This window comes from Paenibacillus sp. H1-7 (genome assembly GCF_022354825.1).
Classification (GTDB): Bacteria; Bacillota; Bacilli; order Paenibacillales; family NBRC-103111; genus Paenibacillus_S.
On the sequence record NZ_CP031168.1, the window covers coordinates 5,395,738 to 5,412,927 of the forward strand.

General features: G+C 51.2%; 15 protein-coding genes. 1 reads left to right on the forward strand and 14 read right to left on the reverse strand.

What is annotated here, in order from left to right:
- Positions 1–9: 9 nt before the first annotated feature.
- Genes DVH26_RS23605 through DVH26_RS23615 form a run of 3 tightly spaced genes read right to left on the reverse strand, consistent with a single transcriptional unit; the run spans position 10 to position 3,247 of the window.
- Positions 10–945 (reverse strand): transketolase family protein, encoded by a 936-nt coding sequence (locus tag DVH26_RS23605; RefSeq protein ID WP_239626072.1) that lies wholly within the window; start codon positions 943–945, stop codon positions 10–12.
- Positions 946–1,794 (reverse strand): transketolase, encoded by an 849-nt coding sequence (locus DVH26_RS23610; RefSeq protein WP_239626075.1) that lies wholly within the window; start codon positions 1,792–1,794, stop codon positions 946–948.
- Positions 1,795–1,813: 19 nt separating this feature from the next.
- The gene (locus DVH26_RS23615) at positions 1,814–3,247 is read right to left on the reverse strand and encodes an L-fucose/L-arabinose isomerase family protein (protein ID WP_239626076.1); all 1,434 of its coding nucleotides are present in this window, start codon (positions 3,245–3,247) and stop codon (positions 1,814–1,816) included.
- 324 nt (positions 3,248–3,571) lie between these two features.
- Between DVH26_RS23615 and DVH26_RS23620 the strand changes: the two genes are divergently transcribed.
- Entirely contained in the window at positions 3,572–4,612 is a 1,041-nt protein-coding gene (locus tag DVH26_RS23620) for a LacI family DNA-binding transcriptional regulator (protein WP_239626079.1), read from the forward strand.
- 95 nt (positions 4,613–4,707) lie between these two features.
- Here DVH26_RS23620 and DVH26_RS23625 read toward each other — a convergent pair whose 3' ends face one another.
- The 11 genes from DVH26_RS23625 to DVH26_RS23675 form a co-directional block, all read right to left on the reverse strand.
- The gene (locus DVH26_RS23625; protein WP_239626081.1) at positions 4,708–6,507 is read right to left on the reverse strand and encodes an exo-alpha-sialidase; all 1,800 of its coding nucleotides are present in this window, start codon (positions 6,505–6,507) and stop codon (positions 4,708–4,710) included.
- A complete protein-coding gene (locus DVH26_RS23630) occupies positions 6,504–7,190 on the reverse strand; it encodes a GntR family transcriptional regulator (protein WP_239626083.1) in 687 nt (228 codons plus the stop codon). Before DVH26_RS23630 ends, DVH26_RS23625 begins: the two co-directional genes overlap by 4 nt.
- 22 nt (positions 7,191–7,212) lie before the next feature.
- Positions 7,213–8,499 (reverse strand): ABC transporter substrate-binding protein, encoded by a 1,287-nt coding sequence (locus DVH26_RS23635; protein ID WP_239626085.1) that lies wholly within the window; start codon positions 8,497–8,499, stop codon positions 7,213–7,215.
- Positions 8,500–8,538: 39 nt separating this feature from the next.
- Positions 8,539–9,864: an ABC transporter substrate-binding protein gene (locus DVH26_RS23640; protein WP_239626088.1), complete on the reverse strand. Its 1,326-nt coding sequence runs from the start codon at positions 9,862–9,864 to the stop codon at positions 8,539–8,541.
- A 240-nt stretch (positions 9,865–10,104) separates the two neighbouring features.
- Positions 10,105–10,995, reverse strand: a complete 891-nt coding sequence (locus DVH26_RS23645; RefSeq protein ID WP_239626090.1) for a YihY/virulence factor BrkB family protein — start codon at positions 10,993–10,995, stop codon at positions 10,105–10,107.
- Positions 10,996–11,299: 304 nt separating this feature from the next.
- Positions 11,300–11,716 (reverse strand): VOC family protein, encoded by a 417-nt coding sequence (locus DVH26_RS23650; protein ID WP_239626093.1) that lies wholly within the window; start codon positions 11,714–11,716, stop codon positions 11,300–11,302.
- A gap of 135 nt (positions 11,717–11,851) precedes the next feature.
- Entirely contained in the window at positions 11,852–12,220 is a 369-nt protein-coding gene (locus DVH26_RS23655; protein ID WP_239626096.1) for a peptidase inhibitor family I36 protein, read from the reverse strand.
- Between the two features lie 137 nt (positions 12,221–12,357).
- Positions 12,358–13,836 (reverse strand): Lsa family ABC-F type ribosomal protection protein, encoded by a 1,479-nt coding sequence (locus tag DVH26_RS23660; protein ID WP_239626099.1) that lies wholly within the window; start codon positions 13,834–13,836, stop codon positions 12,358–12,360.
- 324 nt (positions 13,837–14,160) lie between these two features.
- On the reverse strand, positions 14,161–15,273 hold the full coding sequence (locus tag DVH26_RS23665) for an NADH:flavin oxidoreductase (RefSeq protein WP_239626102.1): 1,113 nt from the start codon (positions 15,271–15,273) through the stop codon (positions 14,161–14,163).
- Between the two features lie 25 nt (positions 15,274–15,298).
- A complete protein-coding gene (locus tag DVH26_RS23670) occupies positions 15,299–16,354 on the reverse strand; it encodes a tartrate dehydrogenase (RefSeq protein ID WP_239626104.1) in 1,056 nt (351 codons plus the stop codon).
- Between the two features lie 243 nt (positions 16,355–16,597).
- A complete protein-coding gene (locus tag DVH26_RS23675; protein ID WP_239626107.1) occupies positions 16,598–17,098 on the reverse strand; it encodes a hypothetical protein in 501 nt (166 codons plus the stop codon).
- Positions 17,099–17,190: the final 92 nt, after the last annotated feature.

Consider the following 17,190-nt stretch of genomic DNA (forward strand, 5'->3'; position numbering starts at 1 on the left):
TCCTATCACCTATCGGCCAAGCATCTCAAGCGCTATGCGCTTGATGTTGTCCGCGCTGATCCCGTAGTGCTTGAACACTTCCGCGGTTTTGCCTGCGATCGCAGGCTCATCCGGAATTCCAAGAATCCGTATCGGCACCGGCTGGTGCTGGACTACCGTTTCTGCAACGGCGGAGCCGAGACCGCCATGGATGCTGTGCTCCTCCACTGTAATAATATGCCCGGTCTCCCGTGCCGCCCGGATAATCGCTTCTTCATCCAGCGGCTTGATGGTGTGCATATTGAGCACCCGGCATGATACACCGGCTTCCTTCAGTGCGGTGTGCGCGTCCAGCGCCACCCGCACCGTTTCTCCGGCGGCGATAATCGTCAGATCCGCTCCATCGCGCATCGTTACCGCTTTGCCGATGACGAATTCGTAGTCATCCGACTCATACACATCCTCCACCGGGTTGCGTCCGATGCGGACATAGACGCCACCCTCGTGTTGCACGAGCGCTTCGGTCATGCGCTTCGTCTCGTGCCGGTCTGCCGGAAGAATGACGGCAAGACCCGGAATCGCTCGGCATACCGCTACATCCTGCACGGAATGATGAGACATGCCGAGCGCTCCGTAGCTGACGCCGCCGCTAATGCCGACAAGCTTGACGTTCGTGCCGGAATAAGCGACGTCAACCTTGATTTGCTCGATACTGCGCATGCTCAGGAAGCAGGCAGGCGACGTGACGAACGGCTTTTTGCCGCTATGGGCGAGGCCGGCCGAAATGCCGACGATATTTTGCTCCGCGATGCCAACCTCCACGAATTGCTCGGGATACGCCTTGGCGAACGGCGCCATGGCAGCCGACCCCCGAGAATCGCTGGCGAGAACCATGATGTCGCGGTCCGTTTGAGCCAGCTCAAGCAGCGTCTCGCAAAGAGCTTGCCGGTTCGGTATGGTGTTCATCTACAATCGCACCTGCCCTTCCTGTTGGTAAGCTTCCAGCTGCGCCGACAGCTCGTCGAGCGCCCGTTCGAGTTCAGCGTCGTTCGGCACGTGATGGTGCCAATGCGGCACATTTTCCGCGAACGATACGCCTTTGCCTTTCACGGTGTTGGCTAATATCAAGGTAGGCTTCCCGGCATGCGTTGGAACCGCCTCCAAAGCCTCGACAAGCGAATCGACGCTATTGCCGTCCAGCGAAACCACATTCCAGCCGAAGGCCGACCACTTCTCATCAAGCGGATCGAGTCCCATTACTTCCTCGGTCGTCCCGCTGATCTGCAGCCGGTTCCGGTCGATCAGAGCGACCAAATTATCGAGCTTATAGTGAGCGCCGGCCATAGCCGCTTCCCAGACAGAACCTTCTGCCTGCTCCCCGTCCCCCATTAAGCAGAAGACGCGGTAGCCTTTGCCGTCGCGCTTAGCCGCAAGCGCCATCCCTACCGAGATAGCGAGTCCATGCCCCAGAGCGCCTGTGTTCATCTCGATGCCAGGCACTTTATTGTTCGGATGGCCGATCAGCCGCGTTCCGAATTGGCTGAACGTCTCCAGCTCTTCTTTGGGGAAGAAGCCGAGGTCGGCGAGAATGCACCAGAGCGACTCCACCGAGTGGCCCTTGCTGGCTATGAACCGGTCACGGTCCTCCCATTTCGGCCGGCTTGGATCGATATTCATGATTTTATAATACAAAACCGTCAAAATATCCGTATTGCTCAGCGAGCCGCCGGTGTGCCCCGTTTTGGCCCGGTGAATCATTTTCAGCAGATCCATGCGAATTTGGATGGCCTTCAGCTTCAAATCCTTATTTGTCATCTCGTTGGTCGTCCCTCCCCTACATGCTTGCGCCACGCAGCCAGGCTTGAATTTGCTGCTCGGTCGGATCGACAGGATCCGGCTTCAAGCCCGGTATGTATTGACAGGCTTCATATAGAGCCGGGATTGCATTGGCATGTATGCCGACGGAATGATGAACGTACGGGCCTTTTACGAGCTTCTCTTCCCACAAAGGCCAATCGTTCACTTCCACCCACACGTAGGAGCCCCGGGTGTATGGACCTTGTATGCCGCGAGCACGGCCCAGGAACAGCTGATATTCCCCGTGATCCCCGTCAAAACGGGCCAGCGTCATGTCCCCGCCGCGAATCTCGCCTTCGTGCGTACCCGGAGAATGATCGTCGAACAGAAAATGCTTGCGCAGCTTCGGCTTTTCTTCTACTGATAACGATAGCGGGAAATTGCCGCAGTGGAACAGCAGCTCGCCGTTCGGATTGTCAGGGTGACGCACGGTCAAATCTGCGAAAAACGTCGGCGCTTGATTCATCGTCGCTGCCTGCACCATAACCGAGGTAACCGCACCGTGAATATCGGTTTCACAGGTGACCGGAATTTGCTCATCGGTCAGTATCGCATTCGCCAGACAAGGCATAATGCCCATCGCATCCTGGAGGGAGGACCAGCATTGAATGGCAATGGCCGAGCTGCCGGTTTGCTGTGCATACCTGCGCATGGCTACCTTCAAGGCGGCGATTCGCTTCACGTCTCCTTCCGTAACCTCGGAGTAATCCAGCTTCGCCTTGATATAGTCGACGGCCTCGGCAAGCTCCGAGCCGTTCCCTTTCTCGATCTGCTGCGAAGCCCGCTGAATGTCGACCAGCGTAATCGGGTGAATCTCGATGCCGAACTGCTCCAGCAGCTCGCCTTCGTTACACATCATCGTCCAGAATGAAGACGGACGCGGTCCGATCTGCAGAATGCGCAGGCTGCGGAACTGCCGGACGACATTGGCTGCGGCAATGAAATTCGTGAAGCCGCGCTCGAACACCGGATCGTTCACCCTGCTGTTCGTCACGTAGGTGAACGGTACGTTAAAGCGGCGAAGCACCTTGCCGGTGGCGAACAAGCCGCATTGCGTATCCCGCAGCCGCATGCCGTCCTCCAGCGGAGCCTCGTCCCTTGGCCCCCAGAGCAGCACTGGCTTGCCGAGCGCCTTGCCGACCCGGGCAACGGTATCTTCTGTGCCGAAGTTACAATGCGGGAAAAATACGGCGTCCACTCTCTCCTGCCTGAACCGCTCGATAATCTCATCGGCATTGATGTGATCGTCGTACAGCAGCCCTTCGGAATTAAGACCTTCCAAGTCAACGATGTCGATATCCAATCCGATGCTCTCTATCTTCTCGCGTATCCATACTTTGTACTTAAATGCGTCTTCAGCGCTAAAAACAAACCGGCGCGTAGGCGCATAGCCCAGCTTTAATTTGTTCATCCAGCATTTCTCCTTCAAGGGTAGGAATAAGAAACAAGGAAACTAACTCTACTAAACAACTAAACTATTTTCCATAATATCAATAGAATACTACTCACAATAAAACTAAACTGTTTAGTATCATTAACCTTCACAAACTCATCGTATCATTCCAAAAAATAACTGTCAACGCTTTATTTATACAAATTACGCATCATTTCAACTAAATATAACTAAAATATTGGATTTAAACTTAATAATTCTAGATGGCTGTTGAGTTTTTTTACTAAAACATGTAAACTAAACTAATCTAAACGATATGTACTTGGAAACGGAGCAATCAAAATGAAAATGGAAGATATAGCCCAACTGGCCGGCGTGTCCAAATCAGCCGTCTCCCTCGCCTTCAGCGGAAAGCCGGGTATTGGTCCCGAAACCCGCGAACGGATTTTGCAAGTTGCCAGGGAAAACGGCTACCTTCCGAAAGCCAAAGTGTCCGCCTCAACAGAGCCGCAAACCAAATTGCTGACCTTTCTTGTCCTGGCCAATTCCGGCATCGTGTTGGAGCAGTATTATCAGCAGCCGTTCTTTCGCGAGCTCATACATTACATTGAAGAACGGTGCCGCACTAAAGGGTACTCGCTTATTTTCTCCTCCATCGACATGGAGTTTTTTGATCGCGAGCTTATGGCTCTTGCCCAGGAACGCCCCGGCGGTGGCGTCGTACTGCTAGGTACGAACCTGAACCGCGGGCAAATCACGGACATCGCCGGCATGCTGGGGCCGCATTTGGTAGTGCTAGACACTTGCTTCGATACGCTGCCTGTGCATTTTGTTGAAATCAACAACTACATGGGCGCTTACCAGGCCGGCGCTTACCTGTGCCGCAGCGGTCACCGGAATATCGGATACATCGCTTCGAATATACGTATCCATAACTTCGAAGAGCGTCAAAGCGGCTTTAAGGCCGCCTTGCGCGAGTACGAGCTGGAAATAATGCCGGCACAAGTGTTCTCCGCTGCGCCGACAATCCTCTCTTCCCAGAGGTCGTTGAAGGCGCAGCTGGAATCGTTCCTTCGCGCCGGACGCTCGCTTCCTACCGCTTTCTTCTGCGAGTGCGATTACATTGCCATCAGCGCCATGAAGACGCTGACCGAGCTGGGTTACCGTGTTCCGGAGGACGCCTCGGTCGTCGGCTTTGATAACATCTCCGAAGCGGTCATAGTACACCCTGAGCTGACGACCGTTCATGTAGAGAAGGCGAGGCTGGCTTATCACGCCGTCGATCTTGTGATCGACTCAATCGAATCGGTACAGCAGGTAAAAACGAAGATGAGTATCGACACCCGCTTGGTCGAACGCCACTCCTCCCGTCCAATAGCATAAAAATCGCATAAGTGTTGAACCGAAAGCCAAAGAAGCCCCTGGATTCACTTCCAGGGGCTTCAACTCATGTTATGCTTGCCGTAGCGCTCACCGCGCTACACATGCTCCGATGTCTCAACATACTGAATATAATAGACAGCCTTACGTACGGGATCGTCGGCTCCGGGCAAAGCGTCAAACTCTAAAGGCGAATCGAGATTCGGCTCTCTCCGGAAGGCACCCGTTCGAAACACAAGGCGTTCCACCGACAGAACCGGCGCGAAGAAGCTATAGGTTTTGCGAACATCGCCAATGATGATTTCGTACTTTTGCTTGGAAGCATCAATGTTCAGAACAACTTCATACCAAGTATCCGGCTCGTAGGCCACGACGTTATGGATGAATCCGTGCTGCACTTTGATCCATCCATCCTTGTCAACGATCAGACGAAGCGGAATCGTTCCCTTGTAGTCGCAAACTTCGATTTGCAGCGGCCCCGTATCGGATTGAGCGGCCAGCAGCTTCCACTGAATCCGTACTTTGCGGCTTTCAGGGAACACCCGGACCGCTTTACTGTAGTCATATGGATCCTTGTTATGCAGCCTTAAGCTCTTATTGCTTGGCGAAGGGAATGGCGCTACCGAAACCTGCGCCCATTGGCAGCTGTAAATGTTCCAGCCTTGGACGTGCCTCCCTACAGGCATATCGTCGAAGGTGTCCCGTACCGGCTTCTCCACACGCAGCTCCACAGGCACCGGTACGCGGCTTACCCATATATCTTCTTTATTCACACTGTAGGTTAGCCACATTTCATTCCCTGTCGGCGTATCGTTCCCCGCTTCGATCCCCCGGATGTACTGGGGACCGTAGTCCTTGTAGTGACCGGGGAAACGCATCGGAGAAACGTCCCCGTGAATGACCGCCATATGGTCGAATTCCAAACCGTCGTCGCTGGTGACAACGGCAAGCGGCCAACGGTATTTTCCTGTCGGCGTTGGGTTGTATACTAGCCCATACTTGCCGTCCGCCGTCTTCTGTCCCCATATTTTAGCTCCCGCCATGATGAACGACGGTACATCGCACAGCTCTGACCACGACATACCGTCATTTTCCGTCACGGCAGCCTTGGAGGACTTAAAGACGGCAATAACCCTGCCGTCCGGCAAACGGTACGTAGAGGCTGCTTTGCCTCCCGTTATGCTGTAGAACCCGTCCCGGCTCCGGTCCTCCTCCCACCACTGCATCGTTACCAGCTTATCGGACAGCAATGCCTCGCACGCTTCGATGAATTGGGGATCCTCGGAAGTCCGATACCAAGGAAACCCGGTGTTCGTCTCATTCCAACCCGCATGAAGGTTGTAACGCAAATAATAGATCGGTCCCCAGCTGCCATCGTTCTTGACTTCTCTAACTACACGGCCTATCCCGTTGCCATCGTTCGGATGCACCCGGTAGGCAGGACAAATCCCATAAAAACCAAGCACCAATAGTTTGCCGTTCGGCGCTTCATAAAACCCCATCCGTTGATGCATCACTGCGTAGCTGCCAGGGGGCAGCTCCGGAGCATCCGGGTTTTGGTATACGCCCTCAGGAATTTGAATGGCCGGAAATACTACCCTTGGTTTCTCCCAATGGACTCCATCCTTGGATGCGGTCAACAGCGTATGTCCAGGCGGAACGTGCTCCGACTCCGGATTGCTTAAATATTCCAAATAAAATGTACCGTTCCAATGAGCCAGCATCGGGGCATGATTGTACGTCCAGCCCAAATCGTCGGCAAGCTCCGGCCGGGAGCGATTGGCGCGCAGCACCTGATAATTATGCGTACCGACGACGGGTCTTAGCTGCCCGTCGTGATAATCGGTGTTGGCCGACTTCCCGCCGACATACCGGATCAGATCGCTTGCGTCGGTCATATTGTCCCTCCGTTCTCATGAATCGCCTTCAGCAATCGCCGCTCCGAATCGTCCAGATGCAATCGGATTACGCTGCGAATATCGTCCACATTACCGCTCTTCACCGCATCGACGATCGTTTGATGCTGCGCTTGCGCCACTTTGACCATTTCGGAGGAAACGATCGACGATTTCGTCATAATGAATCTGTAGTCCATGAGCTTCAAGTAAATATCGATGTTGTTCCGGTTTTGCCCGAGCTTCATGAACTCGATATGAAAGGCCAGATTATAATCGGCATGCAAATAATCGCGCAACGGCTCGGCGTCGATCTTTTGCAACGAAAGGTCAATGATGGTTTGCATCCTGCTCACACCTGCTTGCACTGCGTCCTTGCTCACCGAGGCAAGCTTGTCGATCACCCAAAATTCAAGCATGAGCCGTGTATCCATAATGTCCTTGATGTCTTCGCTGCTTATGGCCACGACAAATGTGCCTACCTTGGAGACGGTTTTGACAAGCCGCTCCATCTCGAGCCGGTTTAATGCGTCACGGACCGGTGTCCGGCTCACACCCAGCTGATCGGCCAGCTCGGGAATGGAAAGCTTCTCGTTCGGCGAGAATCGGCGCCGGATGATTTGATCCTTTAATATGGAGTATGTTTTGTCCCACAGGTTGGACGTATCGATTTTGGGTAGTTCCATCGTTCACACCTTCTATATCTGTCTAGTTTTTGTTTTTCTGGATGGATTGGTTGCCGAGCTCCTCCGCCTTGCGAATCATCGTGTTGAGATCCAGCTTTTGATTCACCAGCTCCCGCAGTGCCACGTTGTCGATTCCATCCTCTATTACATATTCGTCGTATTTGGTAGTCGGGCCTGAAGGGGCGAACGTATTATAATAGATGGCCTTCAAGTTTTTGTCCTTATCCGGCGTATCCTGGCCGATTGCTTTCAAAATTTCCTGATTGTTCAGCGAGGTCAGAAAGCCTTGCTTCGACAGCTGCATTTGGAATTCCTCCGACGTTAAATATTGAATAATCTTCATCGCCTCGTCTTGATGCTTGCTAAATGATGGGATTCCCAAATAAGTATACATAATCTGCGGACCGATTCCCGGCGCATCGCTGAAGCTTGGAAGGGAGACCATATCCCACTTCATGTCCCGCATTTCCTTAACGCCCTGATGCATATCGGAATCGGTTACATACATCGCGACATCCTTATTTTTATAAAAGACGTCCGAGCCCGGCCATTGCGTTCCGAACTTTCCTTCCATTCCTTCGATGGCGCTGAACTTTTGGAAGACGGTCTCGATCGTTCTTTTCCACTTCTCGTTATTGATCACTGCCGTTTCGGTCTTCATGTCGACAAAAGGAAGCGAGTATTGATTTTTGCGTAAATAGCTTTTCGTCTTAAGCCAATACCCGTAATACGGCTGGTTATCGACGCGCGTCAGCTTCTTGGCGAGCTCGTACGTCTCTTCCCAGGTCATGCCGTCCTTTGGATAAGGAACTCCGAAACGGTCGAATATTTCTTTATTATAATATAAGACCATGCCGCTTCCATAAATAGGGAGACCGTACAATCCTCCGGCGGACTTCATTTGCTCCAATCCGTTTTTGTCGAACCGGTTCAGATCGATTTGATGCTTCTTCGAAAGGTCGGTCAAATCCAACTCCAGCTTCGCTCCAAGCAAATCTCTGGCGTAGGTTCTGGCGCTCTCGACGTAAATATCGAAGGTTTGATTGCTCGCGATCATTTCCGGAAACGAGTATCCCGCCCCCTTCTGAATATATTTGATCGTATAGTCGGGAAATTTTTTTCTTACGGCTTCAACGAACAAAGGCTCCTTGCTCGAGCTGTAAAAAGCAATCTCCACCGGGGTCTTCGGTGTATCAGGAACATCTTTAAGAGAGGCCTCCTGCTCAGTCTTCTCCGGGCTTCCGGTACAAGCGGAGACAGTCAACAGGACAGCGATCAGCATTCCAGGCAATCCTCTTCTCAAGATCATGGATATTCCTCCGAATCATGAATTTATGGGCTTACATGCCTACTTTGAAGATTGAATTTTCTGGTTGGCGATTTCTTCCGCCATTCTCAATCCGGTATTGAGGTCGGTCAAGCCTTTCACCATGTCTCGTAGCTGGGTTTTCTCCAATCCGTCTTCCACCACGAACTCATCGTACGCAGTAATCGGCGCCGTCGGAGCGAACTTATTGTAAAATGCCGCATTCATATTCAGCTTCTTGTCTTTGTATGGCGTTTCAGCCGCATAGGCCTTCTGTACCGCCTGGCTCTTAAGCGAGGTCATGACGCCTAGCTTGGACATCTCCATCTGGTAATCTTCCGAAGTGAGCTGCCGGATTACTTCCATGGCCTGATCCTTTTTCTGGCTCATCGATGTAATGCCCATATAAGTATAAGATGCCTGTACGCCGACATTCGGCTTGTCTTTGAAGGTAGGCATGGCGACCATGTCAAAGTTCATTTTGCCAAGCGACTCTTGCGCCGCCATAAGCCAGCTGGACTGCATAACATACATAGCCAGCTCCTGGGTTACATTGAACGCGTCGTGGCTCGGCCATGCCGTAATCGCTCTTTCTCTGAAGGCGGTAATATCCGAGAACTTTTTGAATATCGTATCAAAAAGCCGGTTCCATTCGTCGCTCGTTACAGAAGCCTTCTCCGTCTTGGGATCTACCAAAGCCAGCGACATTTGATTCGTCCTTAAGTAATGCTTGGGAGAGATCCAGAATCCGAGGTACTGCTTCTCCCCCGTGTTCACAGTGAGCTTCTTGGCCAATTCGTACGTCTCTTCCCAGGTCATGCCATCCTTAGGATACGGCACTCCAACCTTATCGAAAATGTCTTTATTGTAGTACATTACCATCGTGTAGTTGGATAAAGGCAGTCCGTACAATCCTCCGGCTCCCTCCGCCGAAGTCATCTGATTAATCCCCTCAGGCTCAAAAACGTTTAAATCGATTCGGTGCGTCTTCACCAGCTCCGACATGTCAAACGCAGCCTTGCTGGGCAAGTATTGCTGACTGACGGAGCGAGCGTTGGCGATGTACAAATCAATGTTCGTGCCGGCGCTTAGCAAGTGCTCCAGCCTTGAGCTTTCCGTTTGCGAAATATGAGTGATCTTGTACTGGGGCAGCTTTTTCTTCAAATACTCGCCGTATTTCTGATTCCATCCATCGGGGCTTTCCAGCGAAAACACCGTCAGCTCTGTCGGTTCGTTGATCTTTGTACTTAGCTCCCCTTCGGACTTCGGTTCAACGACCGCGTTCTTGCTGTCTCCCGAACATGCTGTTGCCGAAACAAGAATCGTGGCTGCAGACAGCAGAATCGCGCTTTTTTTCAACAAAATCACTGTTGTGTCCACCTCTTTGTCATAAATTTAAAATGCCGGTGCTTGCAAATCGAATAGTGTAAGCGTATGCAAACTATGTATATTACATATTATATGTTGTATACATCATTCTGTAAATAACGTTTATTTTTTAATCAGCGTGGATTTACTGGCTCCCCATACCATACTTCGAAGCTAAAAAAGACCGGAATCAAGCCCTTTCTTGTTGAAATAAAGGGTTGTTCCAGTCTTCATGGCATATTAATCGCTGACCGTGTTCTTATTTTTTTTGAAAAAAGGCAGAGACAACCCGAACATTTTGCAAGGCGGCTTCACCTTGCCGCTTCTTATAAAATGCAGTGCTGCGTTCAGCTCTCCCCCAAGCAGAATGATCATGCTGGACAAATACAGCCAGATCAGAAGCACGATAATACCCCCGATGCTGCCGTACGTCTTCGTGTAGCTGTCGAAATGATTCACATAAAACGAAAACAGGAGGGATGCGGCAATCCAGCCGACCGTTGCAAAGACGGCTCCCGGTATCACCTCACGGAATCTCAGACGCACATTGGGCAGAAAGGAATAGATCAGACAAAACATCGTCCATATGACAGCCAGCGGAACCGTATACTGCGCCCAAGCCCAAATATTCGAGAAATCACCTGGCAATCTCGCGGTATGATACAGCCACTCCCCGATTTTTCGTCCGAACACCAGCATCACGAAGCTTAGCAAAATGGCGGCAGCAAGCACGATCGTCGTCCCTAAGGAGAAAAGGCGCACCTTCCAGAACGGACGGTCTTCTTCTTGATCGTAAGCTTTATTGATTCCTTTAATAACAGCGTTGATGCCATTGGAGGCCGACCATAGCGTTGCAATCAAGCCTATGGACACGAGCGAGCTGCTCCGCGTCTCTTCGATTTCGTGGAACACGTCGGATAAAGTCTTGTTTGACATGTCGGGCAATATCAAGCTTAGACGTTCCAGCGCCTCATCCGCGGAAAAATCGGTAAAGCTCAGCAGCGCCACCAAAAAGATCAGGAATGGAAAAAAGGATAGCACGAGATAATACGTCAGCTGGGCGGCCAACGCGGGTACATCGTCATCCTGAAAACGGCATGCAAGATTATGTATCAGAGTTGTCCATTTCAAGTTGAAGCCACCTCCCTACATCGGCATCGATCGGTATATTTCTTTTATACCCATTTCCCCTTCCTTTTCCACATGACCTGCAGAATCATTCCATTATATTACAAAATAACCGCCGCCAGCAAATTGGAGCGCCCCTCTTCGACGCTGCCGTCACTTCATCGATATAGCATGAGCCGTCTCCTGCCGCAAGCACAAAAAAGGCAGCCGTTCCTGCCGGCAGCCTCTCTATGTTGTAACAGTAACCCTCAGACCACGTTATACCTGGATCCGTAATGGATTGCAGCCGCGAGATTTTACCGGAACCTTATCCGGTCGTCGTATGGTTTTGCGCTTCCGTACTGATCTGCCATTTGATGCCGTATTTGTCCTCCAGCCTGCCGAATATGCTTCCCCAAAATTGCTTCTCCAGCGCCATAATGACCTTTCCGCCTTCCGACAGCTTGGAGAATGCCTGCCTAGCCTCCTCTTCTGACTGGAACTCCAGGCTAAGATCAAATCCGCTGCTTCGTCCCGGCGACTCGTGCATGGTGTCGGCAATGTAAAAGTCTACCCCCGCAGCTGTGAAGGCCATATGTATGATTTTGTCCTTTATCGCCTCATCCGTACCCGGGGCTTGTCCGTATGTCATCTGATTGCGGATCTCCCCACCTAAGGCTTCTACATAAAACCGGGCCTGCGCTCTTGCATCCTCCGAATAAAAATAAGGTGTCAGCTTTGCCATTTCCCCATCAACATCCCCTCTATTAATTACTAATGCCCCTACGACCAGGCAACAAAAAATAGTATTCAGGAATTTCGCGGTTTTATTCCTCTTCGTAATAGAAAAAGGACGCAATGTTCGCGCCCTTTTGTCCCATTACTGTTTGATCACGACAACGCCTCTAGGAGGCTTCCCGGTGCTTTGGATCAGACCGATCTCGAAAATGGAGAGATTCCTGCCGACCAGGATTAACGACGAGGTCAAGTTATCAAAGCTGCCTAGATTAGCAACGTTTTGGCTGCCTCTAAATACTCGGAACGTGCCTTGAAAGTTAATATCCCGGAACAATACTAGAGTAACTTGACTAGGGATGATAACGTTTCTGAGCTGAAAGCTCGAAAGCTGGTCGTTGAATTGGAATGCCCTGAAATCCTTAATGGCTACGCTACCGCGGTTGATCCGAATCCGTCTTCCCGTGAAATTTGTGCCTGAAAAAAGCGACAGCATAAGTCCCCTGTTTAACAAATATACCACCTTCCATTCTCTGAGATAGTATATTAGTATGAGGCGAATGATAGCTTCGCATGGGTTTATTACCTCGGACAAACGATGGTTTTTGAGAAAAAAAAAGCCCGCGATGCACGCGGACTTGGAAGGTATTGTTACAGTTCAACGATCTTCGTAGCAATATTCTCGCAAAATTCGCTGTCATGCTCGACAAAGAGAATGGTCGGCGAATATTCCAGCAGCAGCTCCTCAATTTGCATGCGGGATATCACGTCGATAAAATTAAGCGGTTCGTCCCAAATATGCAAATGAACCTTCTCGCACAAACTTTTGGCAATCAGCACCTTCTTCTTCTGGCCGCCGCTGTAAGCCGAAATATCCTTTTCAAACTGCAGTCTGGAAAAATCAAGCTTACGCAAAATCGCTTTAAATAAGCTTTCATCAATGCCGTTGTCTCTTGCATAGTCCGTTAAACTCCCCTGCAGGTGCGAGGTGTCCTGTGAGACGTATGATATTTTGAGCTGGCTCCCTTTTCGGAATGTGCCGGTATAGGTAAGGTCTTCACCGCAGATCAGCTTGATAATGCTTGATTTGCCGGAGCCGTTTTTACCGGAAAGCGCAATCCGCTCCCCTTGTTCAATCGTAAAACTGATGTCGGAGCAAGCCTGCTTATCACCGTAATAGACCGATACATGTTCCAGCTGGACTAGCTGGTTAGTATGATACGGAAGCTGTGAAATCTTCAAGCTCTCGGAGCTTTCGACATTTTTAAGCAGCATCGACTTTTCGTCTATAGCGGATTGCTGCCTTTGCTCCATCGATTTGGAGCGTTTCATCATTTTCGCGGCCTTGTGCCCGATATACCCTTTATCTACCTTGGAGCCGGAATTTCTGGTTCCGTTCTTCGTTTTCTCCACTTCGTCCGACCAATGGCTCGTTCGTTTAGCGGCTTCCGACAAGCGCTTGATGTCTTTTTTAAGCTTTTCGTTCTCTCCAAGCTCGTATTGATCCTGCCGCTGTTTATTCTCCCACCAATCGGAGAAATTCCCTTTTTGAATGTCTATATGGGTCTTATTGATCGACAGCATATGATCTACGCAGTTATCAAGAAAGGCCCTGTCGTGAGACACCAGAATAAACCCGCTCTTGGTTCGGAGATAGTCGCTGACAAGCTTCCTTGCTTCCATATCTAGATGGTTGGTCGGTTCGTCAATTAACAGAAACCGGTTTTCCATAAGGAATAGTGCGGCAAGCAGCACCTTCGTTTGCTCCCCGTTGGACAGCGTATCGAACGGCCGGTATAACACATCATCCGAAACCTTCAGCAGCGACAGCTCGCGCATGAATTCCCATTGGACCAAGTCCGGTACAATCTCGCTGATCACATCCATGGTAAGGTATTCCTTGTGCTCCACAGGGAAAGGGAAATATTCAAACTGAACTTGCGCCGAAATTTTACCGCTATATTCATACTTGCCGAGCAGCAGGTTGAGAAACGTCGTTTTCCCTCTGCCGTTTCTTCCCGTGAAGCCCAGCTTCCAATCGGTATCCAGCTGAAAGCTTACATTTTCAAAGATGTTATCGTAGCTGCCATCGTAGGCGAAGGTCAGGTTGGTTACATGAATTAATGACATGGCAATATCCTCCTGTACAAAAAAACTAAAAAGAGCTGCAAGAAAGTTACATTTCTCGCAGCTCAAATAAATATACAGCAAACCCAACCCGCTCCAGGGTTAGATGAGGATATCTTTTGAGTGAAAAGATATAGTAACTTTCTTGCAAATAAAAAATAAAACATGCGAAGCATATCGCTTATCCTGTTTTATTCCTTTACTTATTTGCAAGAAATCCTACATTATCTTTTCACTCCCATCGTCAATTTACAAGTATCTTACCATACCCTCTTCTTATTTTCAACCAAGTGCTGCCTATGCCACATGTACGAGCATGAAATGAAATCAGCTCAACGTGGAAAGAGCTTCTTGGGTGAACGGCTTCAGCTCCTCGATCCGTTCGTCGCGGATTTTCGCCGCCCAAGCCGGGTCGCTGAGCAGCGCGCGGCCGACGGCAACAAGATCGAACTCGTCCCGCTCCAGCCGCTCGACCAGATTGCCGATGCCGGCAGGCTCGCCGCCTTTGCCTTCCTCGAACAAGCTGGTGAACACGGAGTCGAGGCCGACCGAGCCGACGGTAATGGCCGGCTTGCCGGTCAGCTTGCGCGTCCAGCCCGCCAGGTTAAGGTCCGAGCCCTCGAACTCGGGCTCCCAGAAGCGGCGGGTGGAGGCGTGGAATATATCCACGCCTGCCGCGGACAGCGGTGCGAGGAAGCGGTCGAGCTCCTCCGGATTCACTGCCAGCTTGGCGCCGTAATTGACCGGCTTCCATTGGGAGAAGCGGAAAATAATCGGGAATTCGGGGCCGACCGCGGCACGGACCGCTTCAATGACCTCTACGGCGAAACTGGTGCGGTCTACCATGTCACCGCCATACTTGTCCGTACGTTTGTTGGTTACTTCCCAGAAAAACTGGTCGATAAGATAACCATGCGCCCCGTGAATTTCCACCGCGTCGAAGCCGAGTCGCTTCGCGTCGGCGGCAGCCTGGGCATACGCTTGCACTAGACCTGCGATCTCCTCGACTGTCAGCGGCGCCGAAACCGGTTCTCCGGTTAAGCTGAGACCCGACGGTCCAACGGGATCCACGTTCGAATCCGGAAACTTCTCCCGGCTTCGTGCGGTGCCGGTATGCCAAATTTGCGGAGCAATCTTCCCTCCCGCCTCATGCACTTCCCGGACAACGCGAGCCCATCCTTCCAGAGCTTCCTCGCCGTAAAAATGCGGCACGCCTTGATCAGCCTCCGCAGCCGGATGGTTGATGACGGTTCCTTCCGTAATGATGAGACCGACGCCGTTCTCCGCTCTGCGGCGGTAGTATCCGGCCACGTTAGGGCCCGGAACTCCTCCGGGCGAGAAGCAGCGTGTCATCGGAGCCATAACAATCCGATTGGCCAGCTTCAGTCGGCCGCCTTCAAATGGCTTGAACAGAGCAGCCGCGGTTTTGGATAAGGTCATTTTCATCCACTCCTTATATATCTCTTCATTTTTTCAGTCTGCGTATAATTTCTTCGGCTACTTGCTTCGTCGTTGCTGTACCGCCGATATCTTTGGTTTTCACTCCGTCTTGCGTTACATCCTCCACGACCTGCAAAAGATGTTGACCTATCTCCTGATGTCCCAGATGGTCCAGCATCATTTTGGCGGTCCAGATTTGTCCAATCGGGTTGGCTATGCCTTGCCCTGCGATATCAGGTGCCGACCCGTGAACCGGCTCGAACATGGACGGATATTTGCTGTTCAGATTGATGTTGGCGGCCGGTGCAATACCTATACTTCCCATAATGGCGGCACCGATATCCGTTAGTATATCTCCGAACAGGTTGCTCGCGACCACGACATCAAACACATGAGGCTTCGTGACAAAAAAGGCCGACAGCGCATCAATATGAATGGCTGCCGTCTTCACGTCCGGATACGACCCGCTTATCTCCTTAAACACTTCGTCCCAGAACGGCATGGAATACACAATCCCGTTGGACTTGGTAGCGCTGGTAACGTGACCTCTTCGTTTCTGTGCCAAATCAAACGCGTAACGGATCGCACGCTCCGTCCCTTTTCGCGTAAAGACCGCATTCTGAATTGCAATTTCGTCGTCCCCTTTATGGATGCGACCGCCAATTTCGCTGTACTCGCCCTCGCTATTCTCTCTCACCACCAGGAGGTCAAAATCATTCGGGTTAATGAGCGGAGACGCAAGACCGCGGAAATATTTCGCCGGACGAATATTGATGACTTGCTCGAACTCGCGCCGGATTTTGATCAACAGCCCCCACAGCGACACATGATCCGGAACCCGCAGCGGATCGCCGACGGCTCCAAGAAAGATCGCTTCATAATTTTTCAAGATGTCCATCCCGTCGTCCGGCATCATTTTGCCATGCTGCTCATAATAATCGCAGCTCCATGAAAAGCTGGAATACTTGAATGAAATACCACCGTGTACTTCTGCAACCGCGTCCAGCACGTCCGTTGCGGCCGGTACCACCTCTTTGCCGATACCATCCCCCGGAATCAGTGCGATTTCATAGCGCTTCATCCCATTCTTCACTCCTTAGTGAGTAGTGTTGATGCCATGACCGTGTTACAATCCAAGCCGACTAGTGATCTATCCCATCATTTAACCTATTCGCTGTCTGCCAAGGTTATCCTGCTCCATCCTATCAGCAGTTGCTGCTGCCGGCAGCTTGAAAGATGTTCATAGAACGAAAAAAAAGCCGCCTCTAAGGCAGCCCTTTCGCAAAGATTCTATGCTTCCAAAGCAACAAGAGTTGCGGCAGGTTCATGAAGTAAATCGGTCCACCTTGGATTTCATCGCGGCGATGATCGTCTTTTTATAGCGGATGGCCAGCAGAAGAACTTCATACTTCTGGCTCGCAGAAAGCTTCTTGAAGCGCGGCTCTTCCCTTAGAAAAGCGCTGGCGACCGCCCACGCGACCGGCGACAAGCGTCTGCGCTTCATCCCTGGAACCGAGATAGAGCGTTCACGTTTCCGCTCCCTCCATTCCTGCAACCGATGCAGCCAAGACCTTATTTCCGCCTCAGGCTTGCTCTCGTCAATAAGACAGGGAGCGGCACGCTTTTTGGTATGCTCACGAAGAAACTGGAAACGGTCATGACCGAGTACAATGGTGTAGGAGCCTTCTTTGCGGTTTTTGCGAACAACCAACAGGTGCATGCAGTCCCACACCAGCCCGCGAAGCTTACGGAGATGTGACGTCATCCGGGCGGTAACGTCCGGCTTAAGCTTGTCTAGAGGTATATACTGGACGGTAAATCGCATATACATCCTCCTCCTTGCAGGAAGTATATGCTCCTTCCGAATTGTCCTAGTCGCGGCATAGCGCAGGACTTTGTCGAAAAAGAAAAAGACCT